The 18751-nt window shown below is 73.0% G+C and carries 15 protein-coding genes; 5 read left to right on the forward strand and 10 right to left on the reverse strand.

Annotation, left to right across the window (positions count from 1 at the left end; translation table 11 throughout):
* Positions 1 to 49: 49 nt before the first annotated feature.
* From AMIS_RS42885 to AMIS_RS22725, 3 genes are read right to left on the reverse strand one after another with little or no spacing between them, the layout of a single operon-like run.
* On the reverse strand, positions 50 to 1627 hold the full coding sequence (locus tag AMIS_RS42885; protein ID WP_172666613.1) for an ATP-binding cassette domain-containing protein: 1578 nt from the start codon (positions 1625 to 1627) through the stop codon (positions 50 to 52).
* Positions 1628 to 1659: 32 nt separating this feature from the next.
* Entirely contained in the window at positions 1660 to 2661 is a 1002-nt protein-coding gene (locus tag AMIS_RS22720; RefSeq protein WP_014444731.1) for an ABC transporter substrate-binding protein, read from the reverse strand.
* Entirely contained in the window at positions 2658 to 5453 is a 2796-nt protein-coding gene (locus AMIS_RS22725) for an AAA family ATPase (protein ID WP_014444732.1), read from the reverse strand. Before AMIS_RS22725 ends, AMIS_RS22720 begins: the two co-directional genes overlap by 4 nt.
* Positions 5454 to 5574: 121 nt before the next feature.
* Here AMIS_RS22725 and AMIS_RS22730 point away from each other — a divergent pair, with 121 nt between their 5' ends.
* Positions 5575 to 6528 carry an FAD-dependent oxidoreductase gene (locus tag AMIS_RS22730; protein ID WP_014444733.1) on the forward strand — a complete coding sequence of 318 codons (954 nt, stop codon included), beginning with the start codon at positions 5575 to 5577 and terminating at the stop codon, positions 6526 to 6528.
* Positions 6515 to 6715, forward strand: a complete 201-nt coding sequence (locus tag AMIS_RS44210; RefSeq protein ID WP_014444734.1) for a hypothetical protein — start codon at positions 6515 to 6517, stop codon at positions 6713 to 6715. Before AMIS_RS22730 ends, AMIS_RS44210 begins: the two co-directional genes overlap by 14 nt.
* Here AMIS_RS44210 and AMIS_RS22740 read toward each other — a convergent pair.
* Genes AMIS_RS22740 through AMIS_RS22755 form a run of 4 tightly spaced genes read right to left on the reverse strand, consistent with a single transcriptional unit; the run spans position 6707 to position 10532 of the window.
* Positions 6707 to 7564 (reverse strand): alpha/beta fold hydrolase, encoded by an 858-nt coding sequence (locus AMIS_RS22740; protein WP_014444735.1) that lies wholly within the window; start codon positions 7562 to 7564, stop codon positions 6707 to 6709. The genes AMIS_RS44210 and AMIS_RS22740 overlap by 9 nt on opposite strands.
* Positions 7561 to 8877, reverse strand: a complete 1317-nt coding sequence (locus tag AMIS_RS22745) for a dihydrolipoyl dehydrogenase family protein (protein WP_014444736.1) — start codon at positions 8875 to 8877, stop codon at positions 7561 to 7563. Before AMIS_RS22745 ends, AMIS_RS22740 begins: the two co-directional genes overlap by 4 nt.
* A gap of 18 nt (positions 8878 to 8895) precedes the next feature.
* Positions 8896 to 9918, reverse strand: a complete 1023-nt coding sequence (locus tag AMIS_RS22750; RefSeq protein WP_014444737.1) for an alcohol dehydrogenase catalytic domain-containing protein — start codon at positions 9916 to 9918, stop codon at positions 8896 to 8898.
* A complete protein-coding gene (locus tag AMIS_RS22755) occupies positions 9915 to 10532 on the reverse strand; it encodes a VOC family protein (RefSeq protein WP_014444738.1) in 618 nt (205 codons plus the stop codon). Before AMIS_RS22755 ends, AMIS_RS22750 begins: the two co-directional genes overlap by 4 nt.
* A 181-nt stretch (positions 10533 to 10713) precedes the next feature.
* On the opposite strand from AMIS_RS22755, the gene AMIS_RS22760 reads away from it, so the two are divergent.
* On the forward strand, positions 10714 to 11433 hold the full coding sequence (locus AMIS_RS22760; protein WP_014444739.1) for an SDR family oxidoreductase: 720 nt from the start codon (positions 10714 to 10716) through the stop codon (positions 11431 to 11433).
* Between the two features lie 17 nt (positions 11434 to 11450).
* Here the strand turns inward: AMIS_RS22760 and AMIS_RS22765 are convergent, their stop codons facing one another.
* The 3 genes from AMIS_RS22765 to AMIS_RS22775 all read right to left on the reverse strand — a co-directional run bounded on the left by AMIS_RS22765 (position 11451) and on the right by AMIS_RS22775 (position 15015).
* Positions 11451 to 12281: an enoyl-CoA hydratase/isomerase family protein gene (locus tag AMIS_RS22765; protein ID WP_014444740.1), complete on the reverse strand. Its 831-nt coding sequence runs from the start codon at positions 12279 to 12281 to the stop codon at positions 11451 to 11453.
* A gap of 142 nt (positions 12282 to 12423) precedes the next feature.
* The gene (locus AMIS_RS22770) at positions 12424 to 13713 is read right to left on the reverse strand and encodes an epoxide hydrolase family protein (RefSeq protein WP_014444741.1); all 1290 of its coding nucleotides are present in this window, start codon (positions 13711 to 13713) and stop codon (positions 12424 to 12426) included.
* Between the two features lie 99 nt (positions 13714 to 13812).
* On the reverse strand, positions 13813 to 15015 hold the full coding sequence (locus AMIS_RS22775; RefSeq protein ID WP_014444742.1) for an epoxide hydrolase family protein: 1203 nt from the start codon (positions 15013 to 15015) through the stop codon (positions 13813 to 13815).
* A 250-nt stretch (positions 15016 to 15265) separates the two neighbouring features.
* Here AMIS_RS22775 and AMIS_RS22780 point away from each other — a divergent pair, with 250 nt between their 5' ends.
* Positions 15266 to 17428 carry an esterase-like activity of phytase family protein gene (locus AMIS_RS22780; protein ID WP_231859057.1) on the forward strand — a complete coding sequence of 721 codons (2163 nt, stop codon included), beginning with the start codon at positions 15266 to 15268 and terminating at the stop codon, positions 17426 to 17428.
* A 53-nt stretch (positions 17429 to 17481) separates the two neighbouring features.
* On the forward strand, positions 17482 to 18744 hold the full coding sequence (locus tag AMIS_RS40750; protein ID WP_014444744.1) for a GDSL-type esterase/lipase family protein: 1263 nt from the start codon (positions 17482 to 17484) through the stop codon (positions 18742 to 18744).
* Positions 18745 to 18751 lie beyond the last annotated feature (7 nt).

An 18751-nucleotide genomic window follows, 5' to 3' on the forward strand; every position in this document is an offset into this window, starting at 1 on the left:
ACCCGCCCACCCTGTCACAGCCGTTCACGCCGCCCTGGCCGCACGGCTCTCAGTCCGCATCCTTGAGATCATTCCGGAGACGTTCGTACAGGTCACGGTAGTCGGATCGAGCCATCAGCTCGCGCTCGTCACGGGGGCGGCCGTACGGCACCGCCACGTCGGTGCGCACACCGTCGCGGGTGAGGGTGACGACCCGATCGGCCAGGACGAGCGCTTCGGTGAGATCGTGGGTGACGAACAGGACGGTCTTGCGGTGCGCCCGGGTGTCCCAGATGTCGAGGAACATGTCCCGGATGGACGAGCGCGTGAGCGCGTCCAGGGCAGCGAACGGCTCGTCCATCAGCAGCAGCTCGGGGTCGGACGCCAGCGTCCTGGCCAGCGCCACCCGCTGACGCATGCCGTGCGAGAGCTGGGACGGATACCTGTCGGCCGCTGCCGGCAGGCGGACGAGATCGAGCATCCGGAGGGCGTGTTCCCGCCTGACCGGCGTCGCCCTGCCCCGGAACTCCAGTCCCAGCTCCACATTTCGGCGTGCGGTGCGCCACGGCAGCAGCGCGTCGCGGGCGAACATGTGGCCGACGTCCGCCCGTCCGGCGCGCGCCGGCTCACCGAAAACGCCGAGACGCCCGGAGGCGACCGGGACGAGTCCGGACACGGCGTTGAGCAGGGTTGATTTCCCGGATCCGCTGGCGCCGACGATCGCGACGAACTGTCCCCGCGGGATGGAGAGGGATATGTCGCTGAGCACCCGGTGCCGAGCGAACTCCACCGAGACCGACTCGAGCCGCACGACAGGCGTCGCGGCCGCTCCGTCGTGGCCGGTGACGGACGGGGGCGTACGCCCGGTGGGCTTTCCCCGGCTTCCGCCGGGTCGTGGCCGCGCGCGATCGGTTCTCTGCCATCCCAGCAGGGCGCTCTCGGTGGCGCCGACGAGCATGGTGAGGATCGAGGTGCAAGCCGCCAGGACGATCAGGAGCGCATATACCGGCGCCATCGACAGCGTGGCCGAGTAGGTCGTGATCAGCTGGCCCACGCCCACCCTGGACGCGATGATCTCGGAGCCGACCACACCGAGCAGCGCGAGGACCAGGCCCAGCCGCAGCGCGGTGAAGACGGCCGGGACGGCGACCGGCACGTAGAGCTTGCGGAACAGCTGGGACCGTGACGCGCCCAGCGCGACGCACACCCGGAGGTGTTCCTCGTCGGTGCTGAGCACGCCGATGCGCGCGTTCATCAGGAAGACGAAGAACGCGATGCTGAACCCGAGAGCGACCTTGGAGCTCTGCCCGATGCCGAACGCGACGACGAAGACCGGCGCGAACGCGATACGGGGCATGCTGTTGACCGCGTTGAGGTAGGGCGCGAGCACGGCCCAGGTCCGGGGCAGCATGCCGAGCAGGATCCCGAGGGGGACGCCGGCGACCGCCGACAACGCGAGCGCTTCGAGTGCCGCGAGCAGCGTCGACCACAGGTTCGGCCAGAGAACGCCGGAGTCGTGCAGCTGCAACCCGGCGTCCCAGACGGCGCGCGGGCTCGGCAGCAGGACGCGGTCGACGCCGCCGAACCGGTACACCAGGTACCACAGCCCGACGACGAGGAACGGCACCGCGACGCGCCACAGCCACACGCGCGATCCCCCGCGGCCGACGCGCACCTCGATCATGCCGTCGAGCAGCCGTCGACGACGTACTCGGAGAAGGCCGGCGCCGTGCCGTGGGGAGTGAACATCGTCTGGTGACGCCAGTTCTCCTCGGTGAGTGGGGGGACCTCCACGACCGGGGTCTTGTACCTGTCCCAGAGGCTTCTCGCCTGGCCGGGATTCGATCCGAGGCCGAGGTGGGCGAACGCTTGCGGCCCGGCGTCGGGCTGTTGCTCGAGTGCCCGGACTCCCTGGTTGAGCGCGTGACAGAACTTCATCACGAGGTCGGGGTGGTCGTCGGCCCACTCGCAGTTCGCGACCGCCACCGACTGCCAGAACTCGCCCAGCGGGGAGTTCGCGCCGGCGAGGTCCACCAGCTTGTCGAAGGCGGCGCCGGTTGCCCGGAGGTTGACCTCGAGCTGTGGGTACGACATCGCCGCGTCCACCTGCCCGGCGGCGAAGGCGGAGACGGCGGCGGCGCCCCCGCCGATCGCCACCCACGTGACGTCGGTGTCCGGATCCAGACCGGCCTCGGTCAGCAGCGACCGGAGGACGAGCTCCTGAGCGGCGCCCCGTGCGGCGACACCGACCGTCCTGCCGCGCAACTGGGTGAGGACCCGCGGGTAGGGCAGGGTGGTGTCGAGGCCGAGCCCGGTCTGCGCGATCACCCCGTAGGCCGCGCCCTGGGTGGGGCGGAGCACCCGGGCACAGGCGCCGTTCCGGATGGCTTCGTAGAGCTGCGCCGGGCCGAGGTTCGCCACGTCGAAGTCCCCGCTCGCCACTCCCTGCATGAGCACCGTTCCGGACGTCGCCCAGGTGGGCGAGACCGTCAGCCCCTGCTGCGTGAAGAAGCCCTTCAGCTCGGCCACGGCGTACCCGCTCGAGCCCTGGTCCCGGACGCCTCCGAAGGAGACGGCCGGGGTCCGGCTCTCGCCGGAACCACCGCACCCGGCCGTCCATGACAAGAGCAACACCATGACGAGCACGACCACCCGGCGTACGCCCGACCCGGTCCCCGTCACGCGAGCCCCTCCCCGGCCGGGACCGCCGGGCTCCGGGTCGGCAGAGCGTCCCGGAGCCCGCGCCGCGAGGTGATGCCGAGCTTGGTGAAGACCTTGCGCAGGTGCCACTCCACCGTGCGGGCGCTGATGAAGAGTTCGCCCGCGATCTCCGGGTTGGTCCGGCCGTCCCGGGCCAGCCGTGCGATGTGTTCCTCCTGCGGTGTCAGCTCGGCACGACTGGCGACCTGTTTACGGCGTACGTGTTCGCCGGTCGCGAGGAGCTCCCGGCGGGCCCGTTCGGCGAAGCCGTCGGCCGACATCGCCGTGAACATGTCATGAGCGGTCCGCAGGTGTTCCCGGCACTCGCCACGCCGGCTCTCCCGGCGCAGCCATTCGCCGTACACCAGATGGGTGCGGGCCAGCTCGAGGCGGACCCCGGCCCGGCGCAGGTGCCCGGCCGACTCCCGGTACAGCCCGTCCGCCACGTCGCCGTGGCTGAGCAGTGCCCGCGACCGTGCCGCGATGCCCCGGCCCCAGCCCTGCGTGCCGGGGTTCGCCGTGGACTCGAACTCCTCCAGTGCGGCAGCGGCCACGTCGCGTTCCCCGCACCGGACCGCCGCCTCGATGCGCTCGGGCAGCATCCAGGCGGAGACGAGGAGCGGGGGCGCCGCCGGATGGGCGGGATGGGCAGCCGCCATCGCTTCCGGGTAGTGTCCCGCGCCGTTGTGCAGGATCGCGGTGCACCATCGGGCGTGGTCCACGCCGAGCCCTTCCCCGCGGCTGATCGAGTCCTCGGTGGTCGCGGTGAGGAACGCGAGCGCGTCCTCCGTGCGCCCCCGGTAGCCGGCGAGCAGCATGGCGCCGTACGGCGCGATCCGTGTCCCCGTCGCTTCGGTGACCGCCTCGTGCTCGGCCGTCAGCCGGGCCGCCGCCTCGAAGTCGCCCCGCCACGTGGCGACGGCGGCCATCCCGCTCAGGGCGGTGGGCAGCACGGCGAGCGCGCCGGATTCCCGCGCGAGCCGCGCCTGCCGCTCGGTGACCGCGCTCCAGCTGTCCAGGTCCCAGACCGCCGCCGCAGCCGTCGCGGCCAAGGCAACGTGGTGCAGCCAGTTCTCGGGGGGCAGGTCAGTGACGAGCAGGCTGTCCAGCGCTTCGCGGAGCATCGGCTCCGCGGCCACGCGACCGTCGGTCGCGAGGACGAGCAGGCCCTCCAGGATGCGGCCGAACGGGCGCAGCGGGACGTCCGGCTGAGGACCGGCACGTGCCGTCCGGGACACCTCGAGCAGGCCGCCGCCGGGCTCGGCGAGGTGGCCGGCGAACATCGCGGAGTTCCAGGCGTCCGCATAGGTCCGGCGCGACAGGGCGGTGTCCAGGCGTTCCAGGCGTCTGGCGGCCCGGACCAGCTGGAGCGGCGCATCCCCTCCGGCGTCGGAGGCCGACGCCACCTGACCGCGCAGCAACGCGACGCGAGCCCCGGCCAGCTCGTCCGGCGTCTCCGACTCGGCCGCCGCCAGCAGGGCCAGCGCGATGTCGAACGCGCCGGCGCGCAGGTGCGACCGGGCGGCCGCCAGCCGGCGCTCGAATCGGGCGACCGGTTCGAGCGTCAGACCCGCTGATCGTTCCAGCAGTGCGGCGGCCGCGGCGTACCCGCCGCGGGCCCGGGCCCGGTCGGCGCTTCGCGCGAGTTCCAGCGCTATCTCCTCGTCGGGGCCCGAGCTGGCGTGGGCGCGGTGCCAGGCGCGGCGATCCGGGTCCGCGGCGGCGTCGATCGCCTGCGCCAGCGCCTGGTGTGCCGCTCGGCGCTGCGGCGCCGAGGCGGAGCGGTACACGGCGGATCGGACCAGGGAGTGCCGGAACCGGACCTGGGCGCCGATCTCGAACAGCCCGTCGGTCACCTCCGGCCGGGCCGCGTCGAACCCGATGCCGAGGTGTGCGGCGGCGCGCCAGAGGGTGGCGGCGTCTCCGGCGCCGTCGCAGGCGGCCAGCAGCATGAGCTGCTGCGTCGGCGCCGGAAGCCCTTGAACCCGGCGTACGTAGTGACTCTCCACGCCGGCGGCGGTCCCGCCGGCGGCCGGCAGCCCGAACCCGGCGGCGAGCTCGGCCTGGCTCATCCCGCGGGGCAACTCCAGCATCGCCAGCGGATTGCCGCCCGTCTCGGCCACCGCCCGATCGGACACCCGCGGGTCGAGCCGGCCCGGCACCACGGTGGCCAGCAGGGCGCGCGCGTCCTCACCGGAGATGCCCTTCAGCGGCATGACGGGCAGGCCGGCCAACCGGCGGAGGTCCGCGCGGTCCCCGTCATCACGGACGGCGAACACCATGGCCACCGACTCCGCGGCCAGCCTGCGGGCGACGAAACCGAGGATCTCGCCCGACGCCTCGTCCAGCCACTGCACGTCGTCGACGAGGCAGACCAGCGGCCGGTTGCCGGCGACCTCGGCGAGGAGGCCGAGGGTGGCCAGGCCCACGAGGAAGCGATCCGGCGCGGCGCCGGCGGCGAGTCCGAAAGCGACACGCAGCGCCGACTGCTGGGGTTCCGGAAGGGCCTCGAGACGGCCGAGCATCGGTGCGCAGAGCTGGTGGAGGCCGGCGTAGGCCAGCTCGACCTCGGACTCGACACCGGTGATGCGGGTCACCCGGAAATGCGGCAGCGCTCGCCGGGCCACGTGCTCCAGGAGGGCGGTCTTCCCCACCCCGGCCTCGCCGCGGATCACCAGCACGGCGCTCTGACCGGCTTGCACACCGTCACAGAGCAGGTCCAGCCTGCGAATCTCGTCGTTCCGGCCGCGGAGCTGAACAGAGTCGCCGGACACGTCGCCAGCATAATGCGTGATCCAGTGACGGTCTGCCCTCGCATCGACTCGCGTACTGGTCCACGCCGGCCAGTGCGGTACCCGGGTGCGGTGCGGGCGGACGGTGCGCGATGGTCTGCCGATGACACCGATCGATGCGATGAGCGGCTATGACGTCATCGTGCTCGGTGGCGGCGCCCCGGGCCTGCACTGCGCGGAGGTTCTCGCCGAGGGAGGCGCACGCGTCGCCGTGGTGGAGCTGGAACTCCTCGGCGGCACGTCGTTCTACTGGGGCTGCATCCCGTCCAAGACGCTGCTGCGTCCCGGCGAGGCGCTGACCGCGGCACGCCAGGTTCCGGGAGCGGCGGAAGCCGTCGGCGCGACGCGACCGGATGCCGCCGCCACGCTCGCCTGGCGGGACTTCATGGTCTCCCACTACCACGACCGGGTCCACGCCGCGCGGGCCCGGGACGCCGGTGTGGACGTTCTCCGGGGTCACGGCCGGCTCGCCGGCCCCCGGGTGGTCGACGTCGGCGGTACGGCGTACCGAGCCGAGCACATCGTGATCGCCACCGGATCCGACGCGCTGGTTCCCGACGTCCCCGGCCTGCGGACCCTCCCGGGGATCTGGACGAACCGGGAGGTCACCGCGTTCACCGAGCTCCCCGGCCGGCTCGTGGTGCTCGGCGCCGGGCCGTTCGGTGTGGAGACGAGCCAGGCACTGGTACGGCTGGACGTGCCGGTCGTGCTGGTGGACAGGGGTGAGCGGGTGCTGCCCCGCGAGCCCCGTCCGATGGCGGAGGCGATCGGCTCGGCCTTGATCAGCGACGGCGTGGATCTGCGGCTCGGGCAGGAGCCGACGGGTGTCCGGTCGGACGGCGGGGAGTACGTGGTCGAGTTCGCCGGCGGCGATGCCGCGCGGGGTGACCGGCTCCTGGTCGCCGCCGGCCGGCGCCCGCGCGTGGGCCGCGTCGGTCGGCGCGATGACCGGGGACTTCACCGCCACGGTACGGCTGTCCGACGTCGCCCGCACCGCGACCTACACCCGGGCGTACGAGGCCCGCCCCGGCTTCGTCACCCTGGTGTCGGACGGTGAACGGCTGATCGGCGCCTACGCCGTCGGCCCGGAGGCCGGCGAGTGGCTCCAGCAGGTGACCCTGGCGATCCGGGCTCGTATCCCGCTGGTGGTGCTCCTGGACGTCGTCCAGCCGTTCCCGACCTTCTCGGAGGCGCTGTTCCACGCCTTGCGGGACCTGTCCACTCAGCTCAGCGGCTCACGGTGACCCCCTGGCCAGGAAGTCGCGGATCAGGGCGGCTGTCTCACCGGCGCAGGTGTCGAGCAGGAAGTGGCCGCCGTCGAGAAGGTGCACCTCGGCGTCCGGCAGGTCGGCGCGGTACGCCTCGGCCTCGCTCGCCTCGAAGGAGGCGTCGTGGCGTCCCCAGAGGATCAGGCTGCGCGGCCGGTGCTCGCGCAGCCAGCGCTGCCACCGGGGGTAGGCGGCCACGTTGGTGCGGTAGTCGTAGAACAGTTCGATCTGGATGTCGGCTTGGCCGGGGCGGTTCAGGAAGGCGTACTCGTCGGTCCAGGAATCGGGGTCGTACCGGTCGGTGGCCGGGTCGGCGCCGAGATGCCGGCGGCGGGTCGCGGCGAGTGACAGGAGGTTGTCGCGCAGCGCGGGCTCCTGGGTGACGCGGTCGGCCCAGAAGGCACGCCGCGTCTGCCAGAGCGGGCCGAGGCCGGTCTCGTGGGCGACCGCGTTCTGGATGATGAGCGCCTCCACCGCCTCCGGCCGGGCCATCGCCAGGCGCAGGCCGACCGGGCCGCCGTAATCCTGCAGGACGAGGGTGTACCGGCGAAGGCCCAGGGCCTCGGTGAAGCGGCCCATCACCGCCGCCAGGGTGTCGAAGGTGTAGGTGAAATCGGTCGGCGGCGGGGCGCTGCTGTGCCCGAAGCCGGGGTAGTCGGGTGCGATGAGACGCCACCGGTCGGCCAGCCGGGTCAGCAACGGCTCGTACATGCGCGAGGAGGACGGGAACCCGTGCAGGAGAAGCACCACGGGCGCGCCGGCCGGCCCGGCCTCACGGTAGAAGATGTCCAGGCCGTCGACGGCGACGGTGCGGTAGCGGGTCATTTGCGCAACGCCTGGAGCGCGGCGACGTAGATCTCGGAGAAGGTGGGAAACGGCTGGATGGTGTCGCGCAGCACGTCGAGCGGGACGCGGGCGCGGATCGCCAGCGTGGCCTGCTGCAGCCACTCCCCCGCCTCGGGACCGACGGCGTACGCGCCGGTGAGCGTGTCGCCGTCGCTGAGCAGGGTGAGGAAGCCGTTCTGCTCGGCGTAGGCACGGGTGTAGGTGGCGGTCCGGGCCACGTCGGCTATGCCGACGGTGGCGCTGAGCGGCGCGTCGGCGGCGCCCACCGACGCCGCCTGCGGGTCGATGAAGACGACGCGGGGCACCGCGGTGTAGTCGGCTTCCCGGACCGTGCCGAGGATGTTGTCCGCCACCACCCGTGCCTGGTATTTGCCGACGTGGGTGAGCATCCACAGCCCGGTGACGTCGCCGACGGCCCACACGCCGGCGGCGGCCCGGAGTCGCCGGTCGACCGGGATGCCGCTGTCCTCCGCGCGGACGCCGATGGTCTCCAGGCCGAGGTCGTGGACGCGAGGGCGGCGCCCGGTGGCGACGAGCAGCCGGTCGCCGCGCAGTTCCCGGCCGTCGTCGAGGGTGAGCACATAGTCGTCGCCGTCGCGACGGGCGCGCGTGGCGCGCGGGCCGAGTTCGAGTTCGACGCCGTCGCGGCGCAGCGACGCGCCGACGGCCCGGCCGAGTGGGGCCGGTTCGCGGGGCAGCACATGGTCGCCGTGGGCGGTGAGCACCACCTCGCCGCCGAGGCGGCGGACCGCCTGTGCCATCTCGACGCCGACCGGGCCGGCGCCCAGGATGATCAGCCGGCGCGGCACCCGCGTCATGCCGGTCACCTCCCGGTTGGTCCAGATGCCGTCGAGCTCCCGCAGACCGGCGACGGGCGGGATGATCGGGGCCGCGCCGCCCGCGATCACGATGTGCTCGGCGGTGAACCGTTCGCCGTCGACGTCGACCGTGCCGAAGCCCGCGATCCGGCCGGTGCCCCGCAGCAGGGCGATGCCGTTGCCGGCCAGCCAGCGCTGCTGGCCGGCGTCGGAGTACCCGGAGACCATGAAGTCCCGCCAGCGCAGTGCCCGCTCCACGTCGACCCGGGCGGTGCTCTCCGCCTCCCGGGCCGCGTGCACCGCCTCGCCGGGGCGCAGCAGCGTCTTGGACGGGATGCAGGCGTAGTACGAGCATTCGCCGCCCACCAGCTCCCGCTCGACGACCGCGACGCGCAGGCCGCCGGCGGCGAGGGCCCCGGCGCAGTGCTCGCCGGGAGATCCGCCGCCGATCACGATGACGTCGTAGTCACTCATCGATCCTCCCTGACCCGCTCAGGCGCTCATGTCGAGAACGATCCGGAACCGGGCGTCTCCGTTGATCATCCGGTCGTAGGCCTTCGGCGCCTCGCTCAGCGGCAGGACCTCGTTCCAGGAGCGCACGTCGTGGCGCAGCGCGAACGCGATGTTGTCCTCGTTCTCGACGGCGGTGCCGGTGAGGCTGCCCCGCACCGCGTGCCCGCCGAAGATGAGGTCGGTCGGCGCGATCCGCAGCGGGTCCGGGCCGGCGCCCACGACGATCAGCTCCCCGCGCGGGAGGAGGCCTTTGACCAGGCCGGACATGCCGTCACCGGCGGCCGCGGTCGCCACGATCACCGATGTCCCGCCGAGCCGCTGCAGCGCGGCGCCCGGGTCCTCGGCGGTGCTGTCGAGGTAGAACTCCGCGCCGAGCCGGTGCGCGAGTTCCGCTTTGGCGGAACCCCGGCCGATGGCGGCGACCCGGTGACCGAGGGCACGGGCGTACTGGATGCCGAGGTGCCCGAGCCCGCCGATGCCCTGAATCGCGACGAGCGAACCCGGGCGGACCCGGGCACGCAGCAGGGGGTTGTAGACGGTCAGCCCGGCGCACAGCAGCGGCGCGCCGTCCACGGCGTTCAGCTCGGGCGGGATCCGGACCAGGCCGGTCGCGCGGGCGTAGGCCACCTCGGCGTACCCGCCGTCCACGGAGGTGCCGGTCAATGGCTGGTCGGCGCAGTTGAGGAAGTCGCCGCGCCGGCACGACTCGCAGGTGTTGTCCTGTCCACCGAGGAAGCCCACACCGACGCGGTCGCCGATCCGCCAGGACGGATCGACCCGGTCGCCGGCCGCGCTGATCACACCGATGATCTCGTGGCCGGGCACCAGCGGGACGCTCGGGTCGGCACGCTGCCCGTCCACGGCGAGGGCGTCGGTGTGGCAGATCCCGCATGCCTCGACCTCGATCCGCACCTCGTCCGGCGCCGGCGCACGCCGGACGCGTTCGACCATCTCGAACCGGCGGTGCCCGGTGACGGTCATCGCCCGGTAGGCGCCGGTCATCGCGGGAGCTCCGTTCCGGCCTGTTCCGCCACCAGGTAGCCGGCGTACCAATCCGGCCAGTCCGGGTCCTCGGCGCCGGTGCGCGCCTCGTGCTCACCGTGTGCCGCGGCGGCTCGGCGCAGCGCCGCCGCCAGGTCGCCGGCCGACGCGTACGTGGTGGTGCCCGGGTCGACCCGTCCCGGCAGCCGGGAGGTGATCTCCTGCAACAGCCAGCCGTTGCCGTCCGGGTCGCTGAACGACAGGAACGACCCGTAGCTCGTCCGCTGCGGGTCCGGCCCGGGCACGCGGGCGCCGGTGCCCGCGTGGTGGAAGACGCCGCCCTCGTCGTGGAAGACCTCGCTCGGCTCGGCGCCGAGCCGCTTCAGCTCGTCACGGGCCGCCTCGACGTCGGTGACGATCAGGTGCAGTCCCTGTGCGGTGCCGGGCTGCTGGGCGGTGACCGAGGTGCCGAAGATGACCGAGGCCGGAGAGCCGGGTGGTGTCACCTGAACCACCCGGAAGCTCTCCGACGTGGCGACATCGGCGTCGAGCCGCCAGCCCAGGGCGGTGTAGAACTCCTTGGCCCGGTCGACGTCCGACACCGGTATCACGACGACTTCCAGCTTCATGTCCATGACTCGCGCCTCCTGGCTCGTGTTGCGGATGCCTCGAGACTGGCCGCCCGGCGTACCCGGTCACACCCGGGAGAGTCCCTGGTCCGGGCGCGCCAGGGACTGCCCCGGGTGTGCCGGGGGTGGCCGAGGCTCCATCGTGGTGCGAACCCGAAGTTCTCGTGATGTGAGGAGTGCGTGTGCCATGAACGCTCTGGACGGCACCACCGTCGTGGTGATCGGCGGCACCGCCGGAATCGGACTGGCGACCGCCCGCCAGGCGCATGCGGCCGGCGCCCGGCTCATCGTCACCGGCCGGGACGAGGCCCGGCTGACGCGGGTGCGCGACGAGCTGGGCGCCACCACCGTGGTTCTCGACCTGTTCGACACCGCCGCGCTGACCACGTTCTTCGCCGGGTTGCCGGAGCCCGTCGACCATGTGCTGCTCAGTGGTCCCGGCCCGGCCTACGGCCCGATCCGGGAGATCGACTTCGAGGACGCCCGCCGCGAGCTGGACGCGCACCTGCTCACCCCGCTGCGCGTTGCCCGCGAGTGCGCCGACCGGGTCCGGCCGGGTGGTTCCCTCACCCTCATCTCCGGTACGGGGGCGCGCCGCCCCGGGCACGGCATGGCCCTGATCGCCATCGGCACGGCCGGACTGTCCTCGATCACCGCCAACGCCGCCCTGGAGCTGGCCCCGCTGCGGGTCAACACGGTCGCCGCCGGTTTCGTCGACACAGCGCTGTCGGCGCGACTGCTCGGCGACCAGCTCGACCAGCGCCGTGACGAACTGCGCCGGACCCTGCCGACCGGCCGGGTCGTCGGGCCGGACGACGTGGCCGCGCTGATCCTGCATCTGATGGGCAACCCCGCCCTGACCGGCGGGGTCCACGACGTCGACGGCGGCCAGAAACTCGTCCGCTGACCCGCGCCGGCTCTCGATCAGCCCGGCTGACGCTCGGCGATGGCGGTGCCGAGGTCGTCCTCGATGCCCCCGGGTCGCTGCAGACCGTTGTCGAGCAGCGCCCGGACGAAGGGCCGGTGCTCAGGGCGGCCCGCGGTGGCGAAGTAGGCGGCGAGCCCGTCCGCCAGCTCGTCGTCGGAGGGCAGCGTCGCGATGTCGACGAGCCGCTTGATCCCGGCGACGGCCACCCTGTCGAAGGCGGCGATCCGGCGGGCGAACGCGTCGGTGACCGCCTCGATGTCGGCGTCGGGGACGAGCCGGTTGACGTAACCGTACTCAGCGGCCCGCCCGGCCGGGATGTCGTCGCCGCCGAGCAGGATCTCCAGGGCCCGGCCCCGGCCCACCAGCCGGCCGAGCCGGGCCATCGATCCGCCGCCGGGCACGGCGCCGACGCCCACCTCGAACTGGCCGAGAATCGCCTGTTCGGAGGCGAAGCGGATGTCGGTGGCGAGGACGAACTCGCTGCCCGCGCCACGCGTACGGCCGCGGATCTCGGAGATCGTGGTGACCGGCAGGCGGCTGAGCCGGATGAAGTTGTCCAGGTAGGGGTGCAGGCCGGTGGGCCCGGGCGCCATCCGGGCCACCCGGGCCGGATCGGTCAGCAGATCCCAGTGGGCCATGAAATAGCCGGGTGTCTCACTGCGGAAGACCACGACCGTGAGGTCCCGGTCGTTCTCGATGCGCTCGATCAACTCGGCGAGCTGTTCGACGGTGTCGGCGTCCAGCAGGTTCACCGGGCCGTTGTCGAAGGTGACCCGCCAGTACGAGGGCGAGACTTCGTTGAGGTGGAACTGTTCTGCGGTGGACATACCGTGACTATCGGATGACCGGCGCCCCGCCCGACCCCGGGAGACACCCGGGTCGTGACGGGCCAGGGAGCGGCCCGGTACGGGCGCCGGCACGCCGGTGGGAGCCCGGCGTGCCGGCGCCCGTGAGCCACGGGACGCCGTGTCAGCGGACGGACCGGAAGGCGGCACGGAGTTCCCGGGTGAAGATCAGGGGTTGCTCCCAGGCCGCGAAGTGCCCGCCGCGCGCCGGCCGGTGGTAGTAGCTCAGGGTCGGGTAGCTCGCCTCGGCCCAGCTGCGGGGCGCCTGGAAGATCTCGCCCGGGAAGGCGCTGAAGGCGACCGGCACGGTCACCGGTGCCGTTGCCGGACCGGCGGTTCGTGTTCTCTCCCAGTACGCCCGGGCGGCCGACTCCCCCGTGCCGGTCAGCCAGTAGAGCGAGATGTTGTCCAGGACGTGCTCGCGGGTGAGGTTGCCCGTCGCCCGGCCGTCGCGGAAGGCCCGCGAGATCTTGAGGTAGCTGTCGGTGTCGTGATCGAGCATCCAGGCCGCGAGCGCGACCGGCGAGTCCAGCAGCGCATAGCCGATCGTCTGGGGCCTGGTCGACTGCTCGACCAGGTAACCCTTCCCGCTCGACGAGAACGTCCGGAGCGCGTCGGCCGCCGCCCTCTCCTCGTCCGTGTTCACCGGCAGGCCGCCGGTGCCGGCCAGCGCCGGGACCAGCAGGTTGAGATGGATGGCGAGGAGCCCGGCCGGCGCCAGCCGGCCGATGTCGTCGGTCACGGCGGCGCCGACGTCGCCACCCTGAGCGACGTAGCGGCCGTAGCCGAGGCGGCGCATCAGCTCCGCCCAGGCGCGCGCCGTCCGGGCGGTGTCCCAGCCGAGCTCGGTGGGCTTGCCGGAGAAGCCGAATCCGGGCAGCGACGGCAGGACGAGGTGGAAGGCGTCCGCCGCGGTCCCGCCGTGCGCGGTCGGATTCGTGAGCGGGCCGACGGTTTCGAGCAGTTCCACGATCGAGCCGGGCCAGCCGTGGGTCATGACGAGCGGCAACGCGTCGCGGTGCGGGGACCGGACGTGGACGAAGTGGATGTCCACACCGTCGATCTCGGTGGTGAACTGCGGCAGCGCGTTGAGTCTGTCCTCGCATCGGCGCCAGTCGTATCCGGTCGTCCAGAACCGGGCGAGAGCCTGAGCGGTCGCCAGTTGCACACCCTGCGAGCGGTCGGCGACCAGCTCGCGGGACGGCCAGCGGGTCGCGGCGATGCGGCGGCGCATCTCGGCCACCCGCTCGCGGGGGATCGCCGCCCGGAACGGGCGGATCCGGGCCGGCGCCTGGGGTGACGCCGCACCGGCCGGCGCCGATCCGAGCACGGTGGACGCGGCGGCGGTGAGGCCGGCGGCCACGCCGCCGGCCAGCAGCTGCCGCCGGGTGGGATGGGACGCGGACGAAGTCATTGGTGGTTCACCTCTCGGCTCGTCGGGCGGTGGGTGAGGAGAGCGGTGGGTGAGGAAAGCGGTGGGTGAGGAGAGCGGTGGGTGAGGCGGGCGGCGCGGTCATCGCAGCGGACGGAACGCCGCCCGCACCTGCGCCGCGAACAGTTCCGGCTCCTCCCAGGCGGCGAAGTGGCCGCCCCGCTGCGCCACCCCGAAGTAGTTGAGCGTGGGGTAGGCCTTCTCGGCCCAGCTGCGCGGCGTTCGCCAGATCTCGCCCGGGAACGTGCTGAAGCCGACCGGAACCCGGGGGTCCGGAAGGGGCGGGCGGCCCGCGGCGGGAGCGTCCGGGCCGTAGGCCTCCCAGTACGATCGGGCCGTGCTGGCCCCGGTGCCGGTCAGCCAGTACGTGGTGATGTCGTCGAGGACGTTGTCGCGGGTCAGGTTGCCCGACGGTGTGCCGCCGACGAACGCGCCGGCGATCTTGTAATAGGCGTCGGTGTCGTGGTCGATCATCCAGGCGGCGAGCGCGGCGGGCGAGTCGAGCAGCGCGTACCCGATCGTCTCCGGCCGGGTGGCCATCTCCACGAAGTAACCGTTCCCGCTGGTCTGGAACACCTTGATCGCGGCGAGCGCCGCCTGTTCCTCCTCGGTGTCGTCCGGCAGCGCGGAGGGGTCGTTGAGCGCCGGCACCAGCAGGTTGGTGTGGATCCCGGCCAGGCCTCGCGGCCCGAGGCGACCCATCGCGTCGGTCACACCGGCGCCGACGTCACCGCCCTGTGCCACGTACCGGTCGTAGCCCAGCCGGCGCATCAGCTCCGCCCAGGCCCGGGCGGTGCGCACCAGGTCCCACCCGACCTCGGCGGGCTCGGCCGAGAACCCGTACCCGGGCAGGGAGGGCAGCACGAGGTGGAAGGCGTCCTCGGCGCTGCCACCGTACGCGGTGGGATCGGTCAGCGGGCCGACGGTGTCGAGCAGTTCGATCACCGAGCCCGGCCAGCCGTGCGTCATGATCAACGGCAGGGCGTCGCGATGCCGCGACCGGACGTGCACGAAGTGGATGTCCACACCGTCGATCTCGGTGGTGAACTGCGGGAGCCGGTTCAGCCGGGCCTGCACCCGCCGCATGTCGTAGTCGTGGCGCCAGTACTGCCCCAGTGCCCGCATCGTGGCCAGTTGCACGCCCTGCGAACGGTCGGCGACGAGTTCCGGGGTCGGCCAGCGCGTCGTGGCGAGGCGGCGGCGCAGGTCGTCGATCGTCTCCTCGCGGAAGTTCACGGTGAACGGTCTGATCGCATGGCTGGTCCGCTGGTCGAGTGTGGTCATGACACCGTGGCCTTTCGGTCGGGATCAGGCGGGACGAGGTCCGGGATCCGGCAAGACGAAGTGCGGGATCCGGCAAGCGCCATGAGCCTGGCAAAACCCGGGGCCCGCTCGCCCCCGTGATGACCCTGGTCGGTGCCCTGGCGTTTCCGCGCCCGGCGCGTGCCGAGGCCCACAGCCGTTCACCTGCCCTTGACCGCCGGGGCACGGTGATTCCGCGCGTCGTTACCCGCCACATTGCACGGTGACCCTCGTGAGATCTTCCTTAGCCGCGCTCCTGGCCGGCGCCCTGATCATCGCTGCCCCGGCACCCGCTGACGCGACACGACAGACGACCGCGTCCTGCTCACCGGACGCGAGTCTGCTCGGTTTCTCCGACGCCCTCGACAAGACCACCTTCGACGGCACCCCGGTGGCGGGTCTGTCCGCGCTGGCCCTGACGGCACGCGACAGGGGCCTCGCCCTCGTCGACAACATCGGCGCCACCCCGGCCCGCGTCTACTCCGTGACCGGCCTCGGCTCGACCCCGAGGATCACCGGCATCACCCGGCTCGGCTCGTACACCGGCGCCGACTTCGACGGCGAGGGCCTGGTCGCCGAGAGGGACGGCCGGACGATCCTGGTCAGTTCGGAGAAGGAGCCGTCGATCCGCCGGTTCCGCCTCTCCGACGGCAAGGAGCTCGCGTCGCTGCCGGTCCCGGCCCGTTTCCGGGTCACCCCGGCCGGCGAGGCCGCGGTCAACCAGACGTTCGAGGCGCTCACCGTCACCCCGGACGGACGCCGGCTCTACGCCGGCATGGAGGGGGCACTCGCGGCGGACGGCGCCGGCTTCAACCGCATCATCGGGTACGGGGGTAAGCCCGGTTCCGCCTACACCCCCCAGGAGCAGTTCGCCTACCGTACCGACGCGAACCTCGGCCTGGTCGAGCTGATCGCGCTCGGTGACGAGCAGTTCCTCTCGGTCGAGCGCGGTTTCACCGCCGGCGTCGGCAACACGGTCCGCGTCTTCCGGGTGTCGGCGACCGGCGCCCCGGACGTCAGCGGCGTGGCCGGCCTGTCCACGCTGACCGACCCGCGCGCCTGGCTCGGCAAGGAGCTGCTCTTCGACGTGGCGGACTGCCCGCCGTCGGGCGCCACCGCGAAGCAGCCGCAGCCGAACCCGCTGCTCGACAACATCGAGGGCGCCGCGCTGGGCCGCTCGCTGCCCGGCGGCCGGCGGGTGCTGCACCTGATCTCGGACGACAACGGCAGCGCCACCCAGGTCACCCGGGTCTACAGCTTCGCGGTGACGCTGCGCGGCGAGGCCACCCTGGACAAGCGGGCGATCATCCCGGCGACCGCGTACCAGCCGGGCCCGGTCTCCGGCACGCAGCTCTCCACCGAGCCGGTCCTCGGCATCACCGCGCCGTTCCCGGGTCAGCCGATCCCCGGTTTCTCCGCGGTCATCCCCGGCTCGTCGCGGGGACGCTACCTGGCGATGCCGGACAACGGGTTCGGCACGAAGACCAACTCGGCGGACTTCCTGCTGCGCGCCTACGACATCAAACCCGATTACGGTACGGGCCGGGTCGCCATCAAGGGACACATCAATTTCCGCGACCCCGACCGCCGGGTGCCGTTCCCGATCGTCAACGAGAACACGGCGGACCGGTTGCTCACCGGCGCCGACTTCGACGTCGAGTCGCTCGCCCGGGACAGCCGGGGCAACCTGTGGATCGGTGACGAGTTCGGCCCGTACCTGATCAAGGTGGACCGGACCGGGAAGGTCCTGCAGGCGCCGATCCCGCTGCCGGACGGCGGGAAGTCGCCGCAGTCGCCGGACCTCGCCGCCGGGGAGACCCCGACCGTGCCGGCCAGCCGCGGGTTCGAGGCGCTCGCCGTCAGCGGGGACGGTAAGACGCTCTACCCGATCCTGGAGGGCGCCCGCACCGACGACGCCGATCAGCGCCGCCGGATCGTCTACGAGTTCTCGGTGCCCGCCAACCGGTACACCGGGCGGACCTGGTCGCTGCGGGTCGACGACCCGTCGCTGGTCGTCGGCGACGCGGCCGTGCTGGACTCCCGGCGCATCCTCTTCATCGAACGGGACAACGCGATGGGCGTACAGTCCCGGGTGAAACGCCTGGTGGTCACCGACCTGGACCGGGCCTCCGACGCCGGGGTCCTGCCCCGGCGGACCGCCGCCGACCTGCTGCGCATCGCCGACCCGACGGGCGTGTCCACGCCGGCGCGGCCCGGTGAGTACGGCGTCGGCGAGCTGTTCTCGTTCCCGCTGCAGTCGGTCGAGTCGGTGCTGCCGCTCGGCGGTGACCGGGTGCTGGTGGCGAACGACAACAACTTCCCCGGCAACGACGGCCGCATCCCCGGACGGGCCGACGACACCGAGCTGATCGAGATCACCGTCCCCGGTCTGTGATCTCTACCGGGTGATCTTCCGAGGAAACGCCCCGGTCGCGCGTTGATCCACTCATGAGACGGAAGATCGGCGCCGTGCTGACGGCCGGCGTGCTCGCCCTGTTCCCCGCGCCCGCCCGGGCCGATCCCGGTGCGGCGGGCGCGGGGATCACCGTCGGTCACCCGGCGGACGGGCAGATCGTCCCCACCGGACCGCTCACCGTGACCGGTTCGGCGCAGGCCGGTCCGGTGGGGATCCGCTCGGTGACGGTGGAACGGGACGGGCGGCCCCCGTTCCCGGCGACCGTCGGCGACCGCGGTGACTTCACGGCGGCGGTCGGCACGATCGGGGCCGGGGTGCACCGGATCGTGGTGCGGGCGGTCCTCGCCGACGGCCGGACCGTGGAGCACGAGCAGTGGTTCACCGGACGGGCGACGAGCCGTTACGTCGCACTCGGCGACTCCTGGACGGCGGGGGTGGGCGCCGGGCCGTACCGTGATCGGGGTTGCCGCCGCGCCGCGAAGGGCTGGCCGGCGCGGGTGAAGGCGCCCGGCCGCGCCGCGCTCACGGTCGAGGCGTGCGCGGACTGGACCGGGACACCCGATCGGCTGCGCCGGCTCGACGCCGACACCGACCTGGTGACCGTCACGTTCGGCGGCGACGACGTGGGCCTCACCGAGCTGGCCGCGTTCTGCGCCACCCGGACGGCCTGCGCCACCCGGCCGTTCGTGGGCCGCGACGTGTCCCTCGACGAGTGGGCCCGCGCCCGGATCGGGTTGCTGCGCGCCAAGCTCGACGACCTCTACCGGCAGATCCGTGCCCGGGTGCGGCCGGACACCACGATCGTCGCCGTGACCTATCCGCACCTGCCCGCCTGCGCGGACCGGCCCGGGATCACCCGGGGTGAGCGGCGCTGGCTGAACGACCGGATCGACGACCTCGACGCGCTGATCATCGAGCGGGCGGCGAAGGGCGGTCTCGTGGTCGCCGACGTGCGCGGCGGCTGCGGCTCGTTCCCACCCGATCGACAAGGCGCGATCCGGTACGCCGAGACGGTCTCCCGCGCGATCCGGACCGGCACACCCGCCGCGCCCGCGGCCGGCACCGCGCCCATGACCGGCACCGTGCCTGCGACCAGCGCCAGGCCCACGACCAGCACCACGCCCACGACCAGCACCACACCTGCGGCCGGCACCGCGCCGGCACGACCCGCCGGCCGCGCCGCTGTCGCGCTGCCCCGCACCGGTATGCCCGGCTGGGCCCTGCCGGCCACCGGTGCCGGAATCGTCCTGATCCTGCTCGGCGCGGCCCTCATCCGGGTCACCCACCGTGATTGACCAGGGA

This window comes from Actinoplanes missouriensis 431, assembly GCF_000284295.1.
GTDB lineage: Bacteria > Actinomycetota > Actinomycetes > Mycobacteriales > Micromonosporaceae > Actinoplanes > Actinoplanes missouriensis.